Source organism: Paracoccus zhejiangensis (assembly GCF_002847445.1).
Lineage (GTDB): Bacteria > Pseudomonadota > Alphaproteobacteria > Rhodobacterales > Rhodobacteraceae > Paracoccus > Paracoccus zhejiangensis.
This window is the reverse complement of sequence record NZ_CP025430.1, coordinates 2,245,195-2,260,805: the sequence shown is the minus strand read 5'-3', so window position 1 is coordinate 2,260,805 and position 15,611 is coordinate 2,245,195. Positions and strand designations below refer to the sequence as shown.

The 15,611-nt window shown below is 63.2% G+C and carries 15 protein-coding genes; 1 reads left to right on the top strand and 14 read right to left on the bottom strand.

Annotation, left to right across the window (positions count from 1 at the left end; translation table 11 throughout):
• Nucleotides 1–178 precede the first annotated feature (178 nt).
• The 14 genes from CX676_RS10965 to leuD form a co-directional block, all read right to left on the bottom strand.
• Complete coding sequence (locus CX676_RS10965; RefSeq protein WP_101752649.1) at nucleotides 179–967, bottom strand: hypothetical protein; 789 nt, start codon at nucleotides 965–967, stop codon at nucleotides 179–181.
• A gap of 143 nt (nucleotides 968–1,110) precedes the next feature.
• Entirely contained in the window at nucleotides 1,111–1,644 is a 534-nt protein-coding gene (locus tag CX676_RS10960) for a DUF4303 domain-containing protein (RefSeq protein WP_198590179.1), read from the bottom strand.
• Nucleotides 1,645–1,759: 115 nt separating this feature from the next.
• Entirely contained in the window at nucleotides 1,760–2,563 is an 804-nt protein-coding gene (locus CX676_RS10955; protein WP_101752648.1) for a hypothetical protein, read from the bottom strand.
• Between the two features lie 120 nt (nucleotides 2,564–2,683).
• Nucleotides 2,684–2,995 (bottom strand): DUF7716 domain-containing protein, encoded by a 312-nt coding sequence (locus tag CX676_RS10950; RefSeq protein ID WP_232816421.1) that lies wholly within the window; start codon nucleotides 2,993–2,995, stop codon nucleotides 2,684–2,686.
• A gap of 47 nt (nucleotides 2,996–3,042) precedes the next feature.
• Nucleotides 3,043–3,237: a hypothetical protein gene (locus tag CX676_RS22550; protein WP_157935900.1), complete on the bottom strand. Its 195-nt coding sequence runs from the start codon at nucleotides 3,235–3,237 to the stop codon at nucleotides 3,043–3,045.
• Between the two features lie 391 nt (nucleotides 3,238–3,628).
• Complete coding sequence (locus CX676_RS10940) at nucleotides 3,629–4,003, bottom strand: hypothetical protein (RefSeq protein ID WP_101752645.1); 375 nt, start codon at nucleotides 4,001–4,003, stop codon at nucleotides 3,629–3,631.
• A 327-nt stretch (nucleotides 4,004–4,330) separates the two neighbouring features.
• The gene (locus tag CX676_RS10935; protein ID WP_101754271.1) at nucleotides 4,331–4,867 is read right to left on the bottom strand and encodes a DUF4303 domain-containing protein; all 537 of its coding nucleotides are present in this window, start codon (nucleotides 4,865–4,867) and stop codon (nucleotides 4,331–4,333) included.
• Nucleotides 4,864–5,229: a hypothetical protein gene (locus CX676_RS22545; protein ID WP_157935899.1), complete on the bottom strand. Its 366-nt coding sequence runs from the start codon at nucleotides 5,227–5,229 to the stop codon at nucleotides 4,864–4,866. Before CX676_RS22545 ends, CX676_RS10935 begins: the two co-directional genes overlap by 4 nt.
• Before the next feature lie 213 nt (nucleotides 5,230–5,442).
• On the bottom strand, nucleotides 5,443–5,748 hold the full coding sequence (locus CX676_RS10930; RefSeq protein ID WP_101752644.1) for a DUF7716 domain-containing protein: 306 nt from the start codon (nucleotides 5,746–5,748) through the stop codon (nucleotides 5,443–5,445).
• 38 nt (nucleotides 5,749–5,786) lie between these two features.
• Nucleotides 5,787–10,505, bottom strand: a complete 4,719-nt coding sequence (locus tag CX676_RS10925; RefSeq protein ID WP_157935898.1) for an RHS repeat-associated core domain-containing protein — start codon at nucleotides 10,503–10,505, stop codon at nucleotides 5,787–5,789.
• Between the two features lie 26 nt (nucleotides 10,506–10,531).
• Entirely contained in the window at nucleotides 10,532–10,951 is a 420-nt protein-coding gene (locus tag CX676_RS10915; protein WP_101752641.1) for a DcrB-related protein, read from the bottom strand.
• Nucleotides 10,951–12,924, bottom strand: coding sequence for a type VI secretion system Vgr family protein (locus CX676_RS10910; RefSeq protein ID WP_101752640.1), 1,974 nt, complete (start codon nucleotides 12,922–12,924; stop codon nucleotides 10,951–10,953). The genes CX676_RS10915 and CX676_RS10910 overlap by 1 nt, the downstream gene beginning before the upstream one ends.
• 197 nt (nucleotides 12,925–13,121) lie before the next feature.
• On the bottom strand, nucleotides 13,122–14,174 hold the full coding sequence (locus CX676_RS10905) for an endonuclease/exonuclease/phosphatase family protein (protein ID WP_101752639.1): 1,053 nt from the start codon (nucleotides 14,172–14,174) through the stop codon (nucleotides 13,122–13,124).
• Complete coding sequence (gene leuD, locus CX676_RS10900) at nucleotides 14,165–14,770, bottom strand: 3-isopropylmalate dehydratase small subunit (protein WP_101752638.1); 606 nt, start codon at nucleotides 14,768–14,770, stop codon at nucleotides 14,165–14,167. Before leuD ends, CX676_RS10905 begins: the two co-directional genes overlap by 10 nt.
• A gap of 59 nt (nucleotides 14,771–14,829) precedes the next feature.
• On the opposite strand from leuD, the gene CX676_RS10895 reads away from it, so the two are divergent.
• Nucleotides 14,830–15,594, top strand: a complete 765-nt coding sequence (locus CX676_RS10895) for a hypothetical protein (protein ID WP_157935897.1) — start codon at nucleotides 14,830–14,832, stop codon at nucleotides 15,592–15,594.
• Nucleotides 15,595–15,611: the final 17 nt, after the last annotated feature.

Here is a 15,611-nt window from a genome sequence, read left to right as displayed (position 1 = left end):
CAGGCGGGTGAGCGATCACCCGCCTGTTTTCGTTTCGGGGCAGGGCAAGGGGACTGTGGAGGTCAGACGATCAGGTGCTGTTTTTCAGGCGCCACCAGTGTCTTGACGACTACCGCGGAGAGCGGGGGGCTGCCAGACGTTGGCATTGGTCGGCATAGGGGGCCATGCCGGAAGCATCTCAAGGCAGTTTGCGGGGCTGCCCGGTTGACCGGTTCGGTCGCCAGGAAATCAGCAGGCCGGCCTCGCCAAGGTGTCTATTGACCTGTACCAGCGCTTCGGCCGGCACGATCCAGATCGCGGCCCGGCTGCTCCACTCGACAAGCCGCCCCCGATCGTCACGGCCCTGAATCCAGTCGCCAAGCGGCTGACCATCGATGGAAATTGCAAGGTGGCTCTGGTTCAGCAGGTTATAGGGATAGACCATGCGCAGGCGGCTGCGCTTGAACGTATCCTTGCCGCCCGACCATTCGGACAGATCGTCGGTGAAGGAAAATGGGTCTTCGTTTCCTGCAAACAGGGTTGCCCCATTCATGTTCGCATAGGACATGACCTGCTCCGGACGGTCTGTCGTGAAGGCAAAGCCATAGGCGGGCGTGAATGCCGCGTCGATGATCCGGAAGACGTTGATGACATCCTGATCCGGTAAGGCATCTGCTCGGCTCACGCTCAGATCGACCAGCGAGAAACCGACATTACTGCCATCGTCGAACCCGCCTACCAGCTCGGTCTGGCCGTCGGAAGAAACCGCGCTGAAGCGGATGTTTGGCGATTTCGGATCACTCGCGACAACGTCCCAATCGGCATCGACAAGGTGCAGGCTCTCGCCTTGGTCGTCGGGGCTGGACCTGACATATTGGCTGATTTCGCCTTCCCTGAGCGATAGGGTGGAGGCCAGAGCCGATGCAGCTTCAACGCTGGGCGCAGGGTCAACAGGGGACAATCCGTAGAAGGCAAAGCCGGTGACCATCAATTGAGTCCGTTCACAAGGTTGTCGAGGGCAGGTGCGATGCGCGGCATTTCCGCTGCGATGTGCAATCTATCTATTCGACGGATGGGGCGATCACGAGGGGGCATCAATCCCTGATTGCATGGACATTCGAGCAGCGCAAATTACTCGGCCGCTTCTTCCAGCCACGTGTCAAGGACAGGTCCGGGGCGGTTCAGGCAAAGTGCGCGTTCGGTATTCCTTACATCTGGAGGCATCATCTCGACCAGAACGACCATGCCGGCCCTGCGCGCGCCGGTCCCGAACAGACCCTCATCATCCAGCATCTTCATGGCGCTCTCCATTGCCGCGACGCGCCGGTCAATCTCTTCGACGAAGGCACCTTCCGTCGGCAGGCTGTGCGGATCGACAAGCTCGGCAAAGCGCCGCCTGACCGGCTCGAAGGCCTCGTCGCCGAAAAGCCAGTAGGGGCTTTCCGAATAGGACCATTTCAGTAGCGGTTTCGCCTTTTCCGGATTCGGTTGTGCTGCAGAAGTTCGATCCAGGGCCTGCCAGGACCATGCCGAGGGCGCGGGAGGCAGCCCCTCGCCGGTGGTTATCAGCGTGCAGTAGTAGAAGTCCTCTGGATGCTCCTCGAAAAGCCTCGAGAAGGCAGTTCGCGCTGCGGTGGCGATCTGATTGGCTAGGTCCTGGCTCATCATGGCCTCGTCGGAGCATTGGATGATGTCGCGTCCGCTGGCACCTGCCAATCCGCAATTCGCACTGAAGGAGGTTTCCAACCCGCGGCCGGCGGCATGGGACGATTGTCCGGCGTCAGTAACCCCCCGGATAGTCCTTTGCCTGTGCGATCCAGATCTCTGCCATCTGCTTGAAAAGCCCTTCAGCAGCCGGCGGCGCGCCTGCCAGTTGTTCCAATGCCAGTGCCGCCTCCGTGAACAGCCAGCCCGTCCCATTGAGGGTCAGCCATGCCGGGCCGAACTCGCCACGATCGAAATACTGTCTGAAAAGCGCGGGCTTGTCGGATTGGGGGTGAAGCCACTCAGGGTGATCGGGGATCGTCTGGATCACCTCAGGGTTATAGTCGAAATAGCAACGATATGCGCCATCCTCTCGACCCGGGACCGCGAAGCCGCCGTCATAGGTGGCGATATCGGCCGAGGCCAAGGGCGTGTTCGTCGCGAAGGCCGGCAGCTTCGCCAAGCCTTTTGCTTCATCACCGGTTTCGACGGTTACCTGATCGATGGCCGCCAGATCGCTCACATCAAGGGCGTTTGCCAGATCACGAACATCATCGCTGACCTCGTCGGCCGCAACAATCAGTTTTGCAACGAGCCATTCGGAAAGCTGGCCCTCGGTTCGCGCAATCTCGTCGGTGCGATGGTCATCCGAGACGCTGAGCGTGGCAAAGCTTGGCTCTCGCGCAATGAACCAGTGCTTCCAGAGGCCAAGATAGGACGGCAGGGAACCATCGCTGAGCAGTGGTATCAGTGCGGGTGGATAGCCATACCAGCCGGGCGGGGCATCAAATGTCTCGAACAGAGACGCGATTCTCGCGCCGCTTGCGCGCGCTGCGACCGGGTAGCCCATGGCGGAAATCAGATCTTTGTAGCGGTTCATTTGCAGGGCAGGGGATTGAAGTAGTTGGGAGGAAGTGGCGTAGAGAAGTCCTTGATCAGCAATGGGACCCAGCCGGGTATTACCCGATTTGGCCTCTTCGGCCGGTGCGACGTAGCATGCCTATCGTCGAATAGAGATGAACGCATCATTTTCGAGATAGAAGTTCAAGGCTTGAAGCCGCTCTTCGGGGGAACCTGCGCGCCCCTGTAGCTGCAGATTCTCGACGATGCTCTGAAGGGTCTGCATCGCGAGGACATAGCGGAACCCCGTGTCGATTGCGGCCTTCGGGAGGTCCGTATCGTTGTCTTCGACATCGTTCGGATCATGGACCAGGCACGGCGTCCCTGCCGAAAGCAGTTTGACTGGCTCGGCATAGAGCGCATCACTCCAGAGAAACCCCTCTGGGTTAGCCAGCACATCCGAGATGATCACGACCTTTCCTTTCGTGTGGAATCGCTTGGTCAGAAACGACGCCGCGGTCACGGGAGCCCCGCCTTGTACACCTGCAGAAAATCCAGATAGGTCGCATGGCTACCCCTGAAAACCTCTCGGCCAAACAGATCCAAGACGCGCTGGAAACTCGCCGCCGCCGTATCCCTTTCGCCAAGCTCGTAGTGCGATGCGCCTTCGAGCATCAGCGTGTAGAGATTCCTGTGGTCGGGATCGTCATACACCTCGTAAAGCGTTTCGATCCACCTTTTCGCTTCCGGCAGATCACCCAGATCGGCGCAGTCCTCGAGGAAATCGACGGCGAGCGTCTGGGGATACTAGTCCCATCCGCTTTTCGGTTCGGGGATCAGCACCCAGGCTTCAAGTTCAGGGCCAATGCGGCGCGAATGTAGCCCTTGGCGAAATGGGCCTCGGATTGGTCGAGGACAGCATCGATCTTGGCGCGCTCGACAGAAGGAATGTCAGGTCTACGGACCACCGATGCGACCCAGATTCGGCGACCCGTATTGCAGGGGGCTGGCTTGGCCGCGCCCGTGGCACAGGGGGCGGCGTACGACACAGGACCTGTCGGGACGACGCGCCTCGCCTTTCGCGAGGGTCATCGCATCTGTCGCATCACGAGATGGCATATGGAAACTCCGGTTCGATTCTGATGGAGATTCCGGAAGCCCGAAGCTGCTCGGCCGCCTTCGCAATTTCGGGTGCCCTGCCTGCGACGACCTCTGTGTCAACCGATGACAAGGTCTTCTTCGACCATATCAGGTTTCGCGCTGAGGCAGCAGAGACGGCCTTCATCTGTTCAATATTGTCGGGATCGCCGTTTACCACGAAGAGGTGATAGACCGTCGGTTCGGTTGCTATCGCGGACAGACAGGTAGTGACCATGGCCCAGGTATCGCAGCTCGGGCAGTACCAGCCCTGCGCGCTTCCATCGACCCGGAACTCCAGCTGTCCGCCGCAGCTGTCGCAGGTCGGCTGATCGTTACTCATCTTCCCCCTCCGGGCGTGAACAGGTTGAACTGGCCGGTCTGGCTGAGAACGGGCTGGCCGCCGGATGACATCGGAGCGACCACCATGTTTCCATTTGGATAAGCCCAAAGCACCTCGCTGGGGGCAAGCACGTCCACCCCGAGCTTGTTTGCAAGATTCTGTGCAAAGCCGTTCGGCAGTTGTCCGGTCGAGCACGAGAGAAGGCGAATCTGCTGACTGTTGCAATTCTCCCGATGGCCAGAAGGCATGCTTTGGCAAGGAGGCCACGTCTCGGAAATAATCAAGCTGCTATGAAGACTCCGAGTACCAAAGGCTTGCCGCTTGTAGTCACTCACCTGCCTCGTCGAGCCAGGTCTCGATCGCCGGGCCGGGGCTGTTCAAACGCAAGGCGCGCTCGGTATTCCCTTCATCGGGAGGCATGACCTCAACAAGAACCACCATTCCTTCCCTGCGCGCGCCGACACCAAAGAGTCCTTCGTCATCAAGCATCTTCATGGCCTTCTCCATTTCTGCAAGGCGATGGTTCACCTCCCGAACAAATTCACCTTCCGTGGGCAGGCTATGCGGATCGACAAGCTCGGCAAAGCGCCGCCTGACCGGCTCGAAGGCCTCGTCGCCGAAGAGCCAGTAAGGGCTTTCCGAATAGGACCATTTCAGCAGCGGCTTGGCCTTTTCCGGATCCGGTTGTGCCGCAGAAACCCGATCCAGAGCCTGCCAGGACCATGCCGACGGCGCGGGAGGCAGCCCCTCGGCGGTGGTTATCAGTGTGCAGTAGTAGAAGTCCTCTGGATGCTCCTCGAAAAGCCTCGATAAGGTAGTTCGCGCGGCGGTGGCGATCAGATTGGCTAGGTCCTGGCTCATCATGGCCTCGTTGGAGCATTGGATGATGTCGCGTCCGCCGGCACGTGCCAAGCTGCAATACACACTGAGGGAGGTTTCCAGCCCTCAGCCGGCAGCATGGTCGATTGTTCGGCCTCAGTAGCCCCCTGATCGCCCGTTGCCTGTGCGATCCAGATAGCTGCCATCTGCTTGAAGCGCTCGTCAGCAGCCGGTGCGCCTGCCAGAGGCTCCGATGCCTGCGCCGCATCGGTGAACTGCCAGCCTGTCCCGTTGAGCGTCAGCCATGCCGCGCCCAATTCGCCGCGATCAAAACGCTCTCTGAACAGCCCGGGCTTGTCGGATCGGAGGTTCAGCCACGCAGGGTGATCCGGGACCGTCTGGATCACCTCAGGACGATGGACGAAATGGCACCGATAGGCTCCATCCTCCCGACCGAGTACCGCGAAACCCAATCTGATGCACCGCATCACGCTTCAACATGGCGCTGTAGTTGCTTGTCCCCATCTCGACCTCCTTGCCTGAAATCTAGGTGGCAAAGCGTCTGGAAATCCAGAGGAATCGCACATAATGGGTGGGCATCGTATGGGAAATGCACCGCATCAGAACGTGATGAAGGCGTCGTTCTCCAGATAGAAGTTCAGCGCACGAAGGCGGTCTTCAAGGCTGTCCCCGCGACCCTGAAGTCGGGCATTTTCGACGATGCTCTGCACGGTCTGCATGGCGATCACATAGTCGAAACCAGCTTCAACCACGGCGTTTGGCAGATCAAGTTCGTCATCTTCTACGTCATTGGGATCATGAACCATGCACGGCGTCTCTGCCGTCAGCGGTTTGACGGGTTCAGCAAAAAGCGCATCTTTCCAAAGATACGCCGTCGGGTCCGCCAAGACTTCTGAAATGATCATCCAATTCTCCTTAGTCTCTTAGGTCTCTGCCCGGCATCTCAACGACCACCGCCCCATATTTTCATGCCGCCTTGCTGACCCGGATGCAATGATTGCTGTACCGGACCCGGTGCTTGGTGCTGTGCTGTCGGGATCAACTCCATTGCACCGGGGCGCGTCGCATTGTGATGCCAGGTCAGATCGGGATGCGGCGAGTTGCGCGGGAACGCCCCTCTGGGTCCAGGCTGCACACCTTGAGAGATGCCTGGGTAAAGTGCTTCCATCGACTGCGCAAACTGTGGGTCGCTTTGCATCGCTTCATACAATTGTCTGTTTGACTCCTGGAAGTGACGTGCATCGCTGCGACCCGGGTAGTGCACGCCCGGAGTCAGATTTGCCTCATAGGCAACAGAATAATTAGGGCTTGATAGCGGCCTGCCGCTCGCGTCTTTGCAGCCCACCAACCCAAGCGGATCAACCCAGCCGTTCGGATCCCCGACATACCCCTGCGGCCGCACACCCCCGGCCATCCCGATCGGGTCCGGCGACAGGTATTGCGTCGCCTCGGGGTCGTAGTAACGGAAGCGGTTGTAGTGCAGCCCGCTTTCCGGGTCATGCCACTGGCCCTGGAAGCGGATCGGGCAGTCGAGCGGCGGGGCGTCGTCATTGGCGGCCTTGCGGCGCAACTGGGCCATATCGCCCCAAAGTGACAACTCGGCCCGCCAGGCGACCTCGGTGCCGTCCTCGGAAAACATCTCGCGCGGGGTGCCGAGGTGGTCGGTCACGACGTAATGCAGGGCATCGCCGTCGACCTGGGCGAGCGGGCGGAAGTCGTCCGGCTCATAGACCCAATGGCGCGCCTGGTCCCAGGCCACGGCGCCATCGGCGGTCATCGGCGCCTCGGCGATCAGCCGGTCGCCCTCCCATTGATAGGCATGGCCCGGCCCGTTCGCCGACCTGCGGGCGATGCGGCGGCCAAGCGGGTCGTAGGCATAGTGCCAGACCGCCCCCTCGGGCGTTTCCAGTGCCACCATCTGGCCTTCGCCGTCCCAGGCCATGCGCCAGATGCGGGGGCGGAAACCGGGCTCCTCGACGCGCTTCTCGGTCACCCGGCCGCAGGCGTCATGGCGATAGCTGACGCGGCCGCCGCGTCGCTGGACACGGCCGGCGGCTGTCTGCACCGGCTGGTGATGGCCGGCCTCGATGACCGCGGCGATGTTGCGGGCGGGGTCGTATTCATATTCGGTCAGCAACGACTGGCCGTCCGGGCCATCGCGCCGCGTCGCCGTCACCTGGCCGCGATCATCATAGCCAAAGGCCTGCCAGCCCATCTGCCGGTCATGGATGGCGACGGCGCGGCCGGCCCGGTCCCAGTCAAAGCTGCGATGCAACCCCGCGCCCATGCGGGTGGCGAAGTCGAGCGGGCGACCGCGCCCCAGCGCGCCGGTCCGCGCCTCTTCCGGCAGGCGGGCGAGGGGGCCAGCGATCTGTTCGGCCAGATTGCCCATGATGCTGTGGCCCTGCGCCAGCGCGAAACCGCGATCCGATGTTCGCAACTGCTCCAGCCCGCGCGGGTCGTGCTGGAAGGTCAGCGGCGCATGATCGCCGATGCCAAGCGCAGTCGGCAGGCCGGCGCGGCTCCAGCCCGCGGTCAGGTGCAACACGTCGCCCGAGCGTGCGATGCGCTGGCCGGCCAGTGAATAGTCCGAGGTGATCTCGCGCCCGTTCAGCCGCTCGGCCACCACCCGGCCAAGCGCGTCATAGTCGTATTCCACCGTAGCCGTGGCATTCTCGGCCCGGATCATCAGCCCGCGCGGGTCATAGGCAAAGCTCGTCACCGCCTCGCCCGTGCCAGACTGAACCCGCATCTGCAGCAGCCGCCCGGCGGGGGAATAATCGTACCGCGTCCCCGCCCCGTCCGGCGCAGACTTGCCGATTACCCGTCCCGCCGCATCGCGGTCATAGCGCGTCACCAGGCCGGAATAGTCGCGCTCGGCCACCACGCGGCCCGCGGCATCGCGCTGATAGTCATGGCGCTCGCCCAGCTCGTTGATAACCGCGCTCAGCCGGGTCTCGCGGTCATGTTCCAGCCGCAGTCGATGGCCCTGGGCATCGACGCTTTCCAGTGGCAGGTCGAAGGCGCCAAAGCGGAAATGCCGGGTGTCGCCGACGGGATTGGTGATCGAGGTCAGTTGCCCCTCGATGTCCCAGGTGACCGTCGAGACCGCGCCGTCCGGCGTCTCGACCCGGCGGATCGCACCGCGCGGATTGTCGGACCCGCGGCCGAGGTCATAGCGGGTGGTGGCCCCGATCGCGTCGGTGAACCAGACCAGCCGACCCTCGGTGTCATAGCCCATCCGCGTCTCGTTCCCGTCCGGGTCGCGGCGGCGGCTGGGGCGGAGGAGCGGGTCGTAATAGATCCGCTCCTGCACCCCGCCGGGCAGGTCGACACGCAGCACCTGTCCCTGATCGCCAAGCCCCAGCGTGGTGACGCGGCCGAGGGGATCGGTGGTGCCGACCAGGTTTCCGTTCTGGTCATGGCGGTATTCGCTGCGATTTCCGGCAGGATCGGTCATGGCTGTCAACAGCCCGTCACGGCCATAGTCCCAGGCCGTGACATTGCCATCGGCATCGGTCGAACGGATCAGGTTGCCAAGGTCGTCAAATGCGAACTCGGTCTTCTTCCCCAGCGGATCAGTGCGGGTCGTGACATGGAAGGCCTTGTCCCAATCGGTCAGCCAGACATGCCCCAGCGCGTCGATCTCGCGCCAGACGAGGCCGTCCTTGTCCCAGTCATAGCTGACAACACCCTCGGAATCCCGGACCTGCGTGCGCTGGCGCGCCAGGTCATAGTCGATCTGTCCGCCCATATGGCCGCTATCGGTCCAGGTGCGGATGATCCGGCCATTGCTGCCATATTCGTAATGGACATGGGTGTCCTTGGCGTCGTGCCAGCCGGTGATCCGCCCCTCGCCGTCATGGTCATAGCGCATGAAGCCGGTCTGGGCCGAGCGGACTTCGCGCAGCCTGCCGTCGGCGGTGTAATCCCATTGGAAAGTGCAATCGCCGCCATCAGGGGCGTCCAGAACCGCCTTGCGGATCAATCCGCCGAGGCTGTGGACCTGCAGCGCGAAACCGTCCGAATGCTCGACCCGGCGCAGCCCGTCCGGGCCATAGGTCAGGCTGATCCGGTTGCCGTTGCGATCCTCGATGCGGGACAGGCGGCGGATGCCGCCGCCCTCGTCGGCAAAGACGTAAAACAGCTGCGCCGGTCGGTCATAGACGAACAGGTCGCCCGAGCGCCGGCCGATGAGTTCCAGATGCGGGAAGCGCAGGTTGTGGCTCAGCACCTCGTCAGTGGGGGCGTGAAAGACGATCAGGCAGCCTTCCGGGTTCTGGAAGGTGATGGTCTCGCCTTCCATGCGCAGGTGCTGCGCCCAGGTGCCGGACCAGCCTTCGCCCTGAATGCCCCGTGACTCGCGTGCATGGCAGCGATCCAGCCGCAGGGGGATGGTGCCGGGGATGAAGATGTCGGTGCGCAGATCGACGAACTGCCCGGTCGCCACGTCGATCGGGTCCTTGCAGGTCGTGCGACAGCTGTTCGGTGCATCGCCCCCGCGCGCGGTCGACGGCGTGCCGTCGCGGGCCTTGCCGCGCGGCAAGGGGGCGACATCGGCCACGATGGCACCTGTCCGCAACAGACGGTTCAACCTGCCGACATCCCGCTCCAGCGACATTGCGCTGGTGTCGATGTCGATCGCGATGGTTTCCAGGCCTTCGTTGATGGTGCCGTCACAGGTTGTCTTGTGCCCGATGCGGGCAATCGGCATCCCGTTCGCAAAGACACGCTCGGCCCCCTCGGAAACGGCGGCGTCGGCGTGATCATCGCACTGGATCTTGTCGCCCATCCGTGCCACCGGCTGGTTCTCGAAATAGACATCCGGCGAGCCCTGGATGATCTTGCCCTTGACCTTGCCATATTGTCCGACGGCCTCGGAAAAGCCGCCGATCAGCCCTGCGACGGCGCCGCCGGCAATCGCGCCGACGACCAGCGCCGCGCCGCCGGTTCCGACCACCAGGGCACCGACGGCAATCCCGACAAGCGCGCCCACAACCACGCTGGCCAGCATTCCGCCAAGCGAGAAGCCGGTATTTGCATGGGCAATGGGGTGCAGCAGCCGGGCCGGCTTTTCGCCCGGCCCCGCGATCGGCACGAAGCCTTTCGCCTTCATGAAATCGGTCTGCATGAGCCAATGCCCGACCTTGCCGCCGACCGGCGACATGATCTTGTAGGCTGCGAAACCGCCGGCAGCGGCAATTACAACCGGCAGCGATGCCGCCAGCGCGGCGAGGCTGGCCCCACCAAGGGTCGCGCCACCGGCCAATGCCGTTCCGCCGGCAAGTGCACCGGGCCCGAGGATCCCCGCCGTCAGCAGGGCGTTCTGGACCCCCTGGCTTTCGGCAACGGCCAGTGCCTGATCCCAGGCCCTGTCGCCATCGCTGAGCGCATATTGCTGGCGCAGCTGCTCGTAGCGCTCGTTGCCGCTGAAGCCCGGCGGCGGCGCGTTGTCCTGCCAGCCATCGCCGCCCTCGAAGCCGCCGCTGGCCCCGTCGGGTTCCTCGGTCTCGCGCCGGTGCCTGCCGACATAGTTCCAGCTTGTCGTCGAGCCGGGCGAACCGTCAGGCGCGCGATGTTTTCCGGGTGTGGGCGGGGCAGGGCTGCGGCCGCCACCGGCGCTGGCGCTGCCCCCGAACCTGATACCGTTCAACACACTCATGACACAAATCCCCAAGCAAAGGGCGGCTAGCCCTGGCGCGGCCGGAACGACGCGATGACCTGCTGCATCTGCTGTTTCTGGCCATCGCTGAACGCGCCCGGCGCCGTGGCGGTGATGATCAGCACCCGCTTGCCCGGCATGAGCGATGTGATCAACTGGTGCATCGGTCCCTGCTTGGCGACCCATTTGCATTCGGTCTGCAGCGCGCGATGACCGCCGATCTGCATCTCCTGCTGGTGCAGCACGGTGAAATCCTTCAGCGTTTCGCCCGCCTGGCGCAGCTGATCGGCGACATACTCGTCAAAGCTCATGCCCCAGGGAATGTCGTCACGGGTCATCGTCATCGACAGGCTCGGTTCGCCCGTCTGGCTGGCCGAGATGATGTTGATCGACTGGTCTTTCCACTCGACCGGCAGTTCTATGCTGCCTTCCTGCACGTAATACATCAGCCGTCCTTGTTGAGATGGATCATTGCCGCAACCTGATCGAGCGTTTCGGCATCGAACGAGATCCGCGTGTTGCCAAAGCTGATGACAATGGATGACTGGGTCATCTCGATCTTGCCATTGCCCACGGTCAGCTTGATGCTTTCCCCGCCCTCGATGTCGATGGCCTTGGACTTCTGCGTCATCTTGTTCAGCGCCGCGATGTCGATCTTGTCCTTCGATTCGGCGTTGATCAGGTCAACCGCCGACATGGTGATGACATTGTCGGCGTTGTAAGCGATCACCCCCGGCCCGCCCTTGCCGGCCACGGCGGATTCGACGATCTTGTTGGCCTGCGACGCCCGGGTCAGGGCGATGGTCTCGGTCAGGTTGCCGCTGAGCACGCCCTTGGTCTCATCCCCGGTCTGCACGGTGATGCTGCGGTTACCGCCCTCGACAAAGGTGGACTGGTTGTCCTTGATGTATTCCTCCATGTCCTTCTGGGCGTGCATGAAGATCTTTTCGGCGCCGTTCGCATCCTCGAAGCTCAGCTCGTTGAAGCCCGAGCCTTCATGGGTCTTGGTCTTGAAGCCGCTCTTGGTCTTGCTATCGGGCAGGCCGTAGATATTGCCATTGGTGCCATTGACGACGCAGCCGGTGACAATGGGCTTGTCGGGACTGCCGTCGATGAAATCGACCACGACCTCCATGCCGATGCGCGGAATCACGACGCCGCCGAGGCCGTTGCCGGCCCAGTTCTGCGCCACCCGGCAGCGCATCGACTTCGCGCCTTCCAGGTCCCAGTGAAAGCGCACGAGGATACGGCCGAACGAGTCGCAGTCGATCTCGCCATCGCCCACGACCACCGCCGTTTGCGGCCCCTCGACCACGGGCGAGGGCGTGCGTTTCATCGGCGTCATCGGTGCGGTCTCGGGCATCACCAGGTAGTTTCCGGTGAAGGCATAGCCATCGCTGCCCGGCCCGCCCGAACCATAGGCCTCTGAGACGAAACTGTAATCGGCCTTGAGGCACAGGTAGTTCTCGCCCACGCCCGGCGCGGGATCGCCGGTCAGCGAAAAGACCTTGCCGGCACCAAGCGCGACGCAGTCACCGGTGGCGCGGTTGCGGCGGTCCTGACCGCGTTCCTGTTTCATCCGCACCTTGGCCAGTACCCGGCCGCCCTCCTGATCGAGGTAATCGCCCGGATATTCATAGCTTTCCAGCTGACCCATCGCATAGGCCGCATCGCCAAGCCGATCGACCTCCATCGCCGCCGAGGGGGATTTGAAGTTGTAATCGATCAGCCGGATCGCGCCTGTGGTCAGGTTGCGCTCGGGCGACCAGTCCCAGAAATGCTCGCCCTCGGCCTGATGATGGCCGTCATAGCTTTTATAGGGACGCTCGCCGATCGATTCATGGGACATGACATCATCGGTCAGCACCATCGTGTGGTTGCCGGCCGAATAGCGGAAATGGAAGCTGATGCCATGCCGCTCGAGTTGACGGCGGACGAAATCCAGATCGCTCTCGCGGAACTGCACTGTGTATTCGAGCACCGGGTAGGTCTCGCCCAGCTTCACCTCCAGCGCCGGATCGCCAAGCGAGGCATATTCGCCCAGCACCTGCTCGACGATCTGCACCACGGTCTTGTTGTGGAAGATCTTCTGGTTCTTCCGCCGTCCCGCCAGCCACAGCCAGGGTCGCAGCACCAGATCATAGCGGTGGCCGTTCTCGCCCACGCCGGCCCAACGGGTGCGGGTGACGATCCCATCAAAGACACGCGGCCCGGTCCGGCCCTCGATCTCGACCGAGGCATGGGTGCCGACCAACTGGTCGAAATCGACATCGCCGCTGGGGGCCAGCGCCTCGACCCGGTATTCGAACAGCTCGTTCATGTAATCGGTGCCGTCGAAGCGCAGCAGCACCAGCGCATCCGGCCCCAGAACGGTCGTCAGCCGACCCAGCCTTTCGGCCTGCTTGAATGGCGCGTTCATCCGGCGGCCCCCTTGAAACTGTCAATCATCCAAAACAGCGGCAGAATGGCATCGTTTCCGAGGCGAGGCCAGATCAATTGGCCAAAACTTGCATTTGCAAGGATGTGTGTTCAGGGCCTTGAAAATGCGTCTCTTTCGCGCTTGGATCGAGAAAGGCCGGCGACGATCCGCAAGAATCTGCCAAGCGAGAGAGGCGATCAGGGAAAGTCGATCTCAACCCAGACCAGCCGGTGGCGCGATGCGGCCGCGACGGTTTTTCCCGTCTCGCTGGCCGGATCGGGCCAGAGGACGGCGGCATCCGTCACCCTCAGAGCTTTCGCCGGCAGGACATAGTCCACGCGCATATTGCCCGGCCCGTCGGCATCGGGCCAGTCGGCGGTATCGGGCCAGTCGGCGGTATCGAGCGCCGGATCGCCCTTCTGCACCACATTCGCGCCCTCCTGCGCCGGTTGCCACTCGCCGCGCGGTTCCGGGTCCTGCGCCACGCTCATCAGCGCGTCAAACGCCTCGCGCCGGCCATCGCCATCGACGGGGTCGATGTTCAGATTGCCGATGAGGAGGAAGGGGGCATCGGGCAGGTGGCTCAGCCAGAAAACCGCCTCGTCATGATTGCGTCGCCCGTTGCGATCCTCGGGGCCATCAAAGACCGGCGGGGTTGCCGACCATGCCAGAAGGTGTAGCGGTCTTTCCCCGATCATCAGAGGCACATCCCAATGCGCGGTCGAAGAGAGGCGCTGGACCCCGGCAATCTCGGGCGCGCTTTTCGGCATCAGGGCCCCCGGCAGGTCGCGCCACAGCGCCGCGCTGTGATCGGTGACCTCGCCAAGGGGCAGGCGCGAGAGGATCGCCATGCCCGCCTCGCCGCTGAAGAGGCCGAAACCCTGCGCGTCATCGGCAGTGCCGGTCTGGCCGTCGCCATCGAGGTCCAGACCCGTCGCCATGCCGCTGTTCGGCCGGGCGGCAAAGCGGTGGGGCAGGTCAAGCCCGGCCTCGGCGACCAGCGCGGCGAAACCCGCCAGTGCCAGCCCGTCATGGTCCCAGTCAAACCCGGTCAGCAGGATCGCATCGGGCCGCGCCCCGGCAATGGTGGCGGCAGCGGCCAGCACCTGCGGATCGCGGGCGCGGATGTCCCGCAGCAGCAGTCCCGGCCCCTTGCGGGTCAGGTCAGGAGAAAAAGTGGCGATGCGAAGCGTTTCGGCACTGGCCGGACCGGCCAGCGCCAGAGCGACGAGACCCGCCTTCAGACCCAAGGGCGCGCCTGTGCCATCTGCGTCTCGAACCGGTCGATCGCCGGGGCCTTTTCCATGGTCAGGCCGATATCATCCAGCCCGTTCAGCAGCGTGTGCTTGCGCGCGGGATCGATCTCGAAAGCAAAGACCTGCCCGTCCGAACTGGTCACCGTCTGCGCCTCGAGGTCGATGGTCATCCGGGCATTGGCACCCTTGCGCGCATCGTCCATGAGGATGTCCACCACCTCTTGCGGCAGGACCAGCGGCAGGATGCCGTTCTTGAAGCAGTTGTTGTAGAAGATGTCGGCAAAGCTGGTCGAGATGACCGCCCGGATGCCGAAATCCAGAAGCGCCCAGGGGGCGTGCTCACGCGACGAACCGCAGCCGAAATTGTCGCCGGCGACGATGATCTGGGCATGGCGATAGGCCGGCTGGTTCAGGACGAAATCGGCGATCTCGTTGCCATCCTGGTCGAAGCGCATCTCGTCGAACAGGTTCTTGCCAAGGCCCGAGCGCTTGATGGTCTTCAGGAACTGCTTGGGAATGATCATGTCCGTGTCGATATTGACGAGCGGCATGGGCGCGGCGATTCCGGTAAGGGTGGTGAACTTTTCCATGGCTGGCTTTCTGGATTAGGTTAGGACTGGTGCTGCGGCAGGGGTGCCGCGGCGCGGGAATGTGGGTTGCAGACGGTGAGGGTGACGTGGGTGTGATGATCGGCTGCCTTGGCGGGGACTGGACGCCGGCTTTCGGCGACCGGGGTGTGCTGGCCTGGATCACGGTGCTGGCCTACCTGGCCTGTGCCGCGCTGTCCGTGGCGGTTTGGCGCGGCGTGGATCAGCGGGCCTTGCGCCGGTTCTGGGGCGCCATGGCGATCGTGATGCTGTTTCTGGCCGTGAACAAACAACTGGACCTGCAAACCGCCCTGAACGAGACCGGCCGTTGCATCTCGATGGCGCAGGGCTGGCATGACTATCGCCGCTATGCGCAGATGCTGTTCATCATCCTTGTCGTCGTAGCGGTGGCGCTGGTCTTCAAACGTGGCAGTCAGATGATGCGCGGCCATATGCAGTCCCATTGGCTGGCGCTGGCCGGGGCTGCACTGGTCTGTGGATATGTACTGATCCGTGCCAGCAGCCTGCATTCGGTCGACGCGATCGGCAATCTCAGCGTCCTGGGCCTCAGCGTGAACTTCCTGCTCGAGAATGCCGGGCTGGTGCTGATCGCGCTGAATGCCACCCGTTTGCTCAGGCTGCGCTCCGCCCGGCGCGCGGCAGAGCGGGCTGCCGAGGACGAACGCCGCCAAGCCGAAGAGACCATGAGCCAGACCACTGGCATGACTTCGCCTCGCCGAACAGTCGGCCCGACGGCGGGCGCGAGCAAGGGCGAGGCTGCCGAAGCGCCGCGCCCGTTCAGGCCGCTGAAGCCGCGCGGGCACTGAACCTTCCCGGTCCTTCG

Coding starts and splice junctions, on each gene's coding strand:
- CX676_RS10955 (WP_101752648.1), bottom strand. CDS start 2,563: ATGAACCGCTACAAAGATCTGATTTCCGCCATGGGCTACCCGGTCGCA.
- CX676_RS10930 (WP_101752644.1), bottom strand. CDS start 5,748: ATGATCATTTCAGAAGTCTTGGCGGACCCGACGGCGTATCTTTGGAAA.
- leuD (WP_101752638.1), bottom strand. CDS start 14,770: ATGGAAAAGTTCACCACCCTTACCGGAATCGCCGCGCCCATGCCGCTC.
- CX676_RS10895 (WP_157935897.1), top strand. CDS start 14,830: ATGTGGGTTGCAGACGGTGAGGGTGACGTGGGTGTGATGATCGGCTGC.
- CX676_RS10940 (WP_101752645.1), bottom strand. CDS start 4,003: ATGAGTAACGATCAGCCGACCTGCGACAGCTGCGGCGGACAGCTGGAG.
- CX676_RS10965 (WP_101752649.1), bottom strand. CDS start 967: ATGGTCACCGGCTTTGCCTTCTACGGATTGTCCCCTGTTGACCCTGCG.
- CX676_RS10925 (WP_157935898.1), bottom strand. CDS start 10,505: ATGAGTGTGTTGAACGGTATCAGGTTCGGGGGCAGCGCCAGCGCCGGT.
- CX676_RS10910 (WP_101752640.1), bottom strand. CDS start 12,924: ATGAACGCGCCATTCAAGCAGGCCGAAAGGCTGGGTCGGCTGACGACC.
- CX676_RS10960 (WP_198590179.1), bottom strand. CDS start 1,644: ATGAGCCAGGACCTAGCCAATCAGATCGCCACCGCAGCGCGAACTGCC.
- CX676_RS10935 (WP_101754271.1), bottom strand. CDS start 4,867: ATGATGAGCCAGGACCTAGCCAATCTGATCGCCACCGCCGCGCGAACT.
- CX676_RS10915 (WP_101752641.1), bottom strand. CDS start 10,951: ATGTATTACGTGCAGGAAGGCAGCATAGAACTGCCGGTCGAGTGGAAA.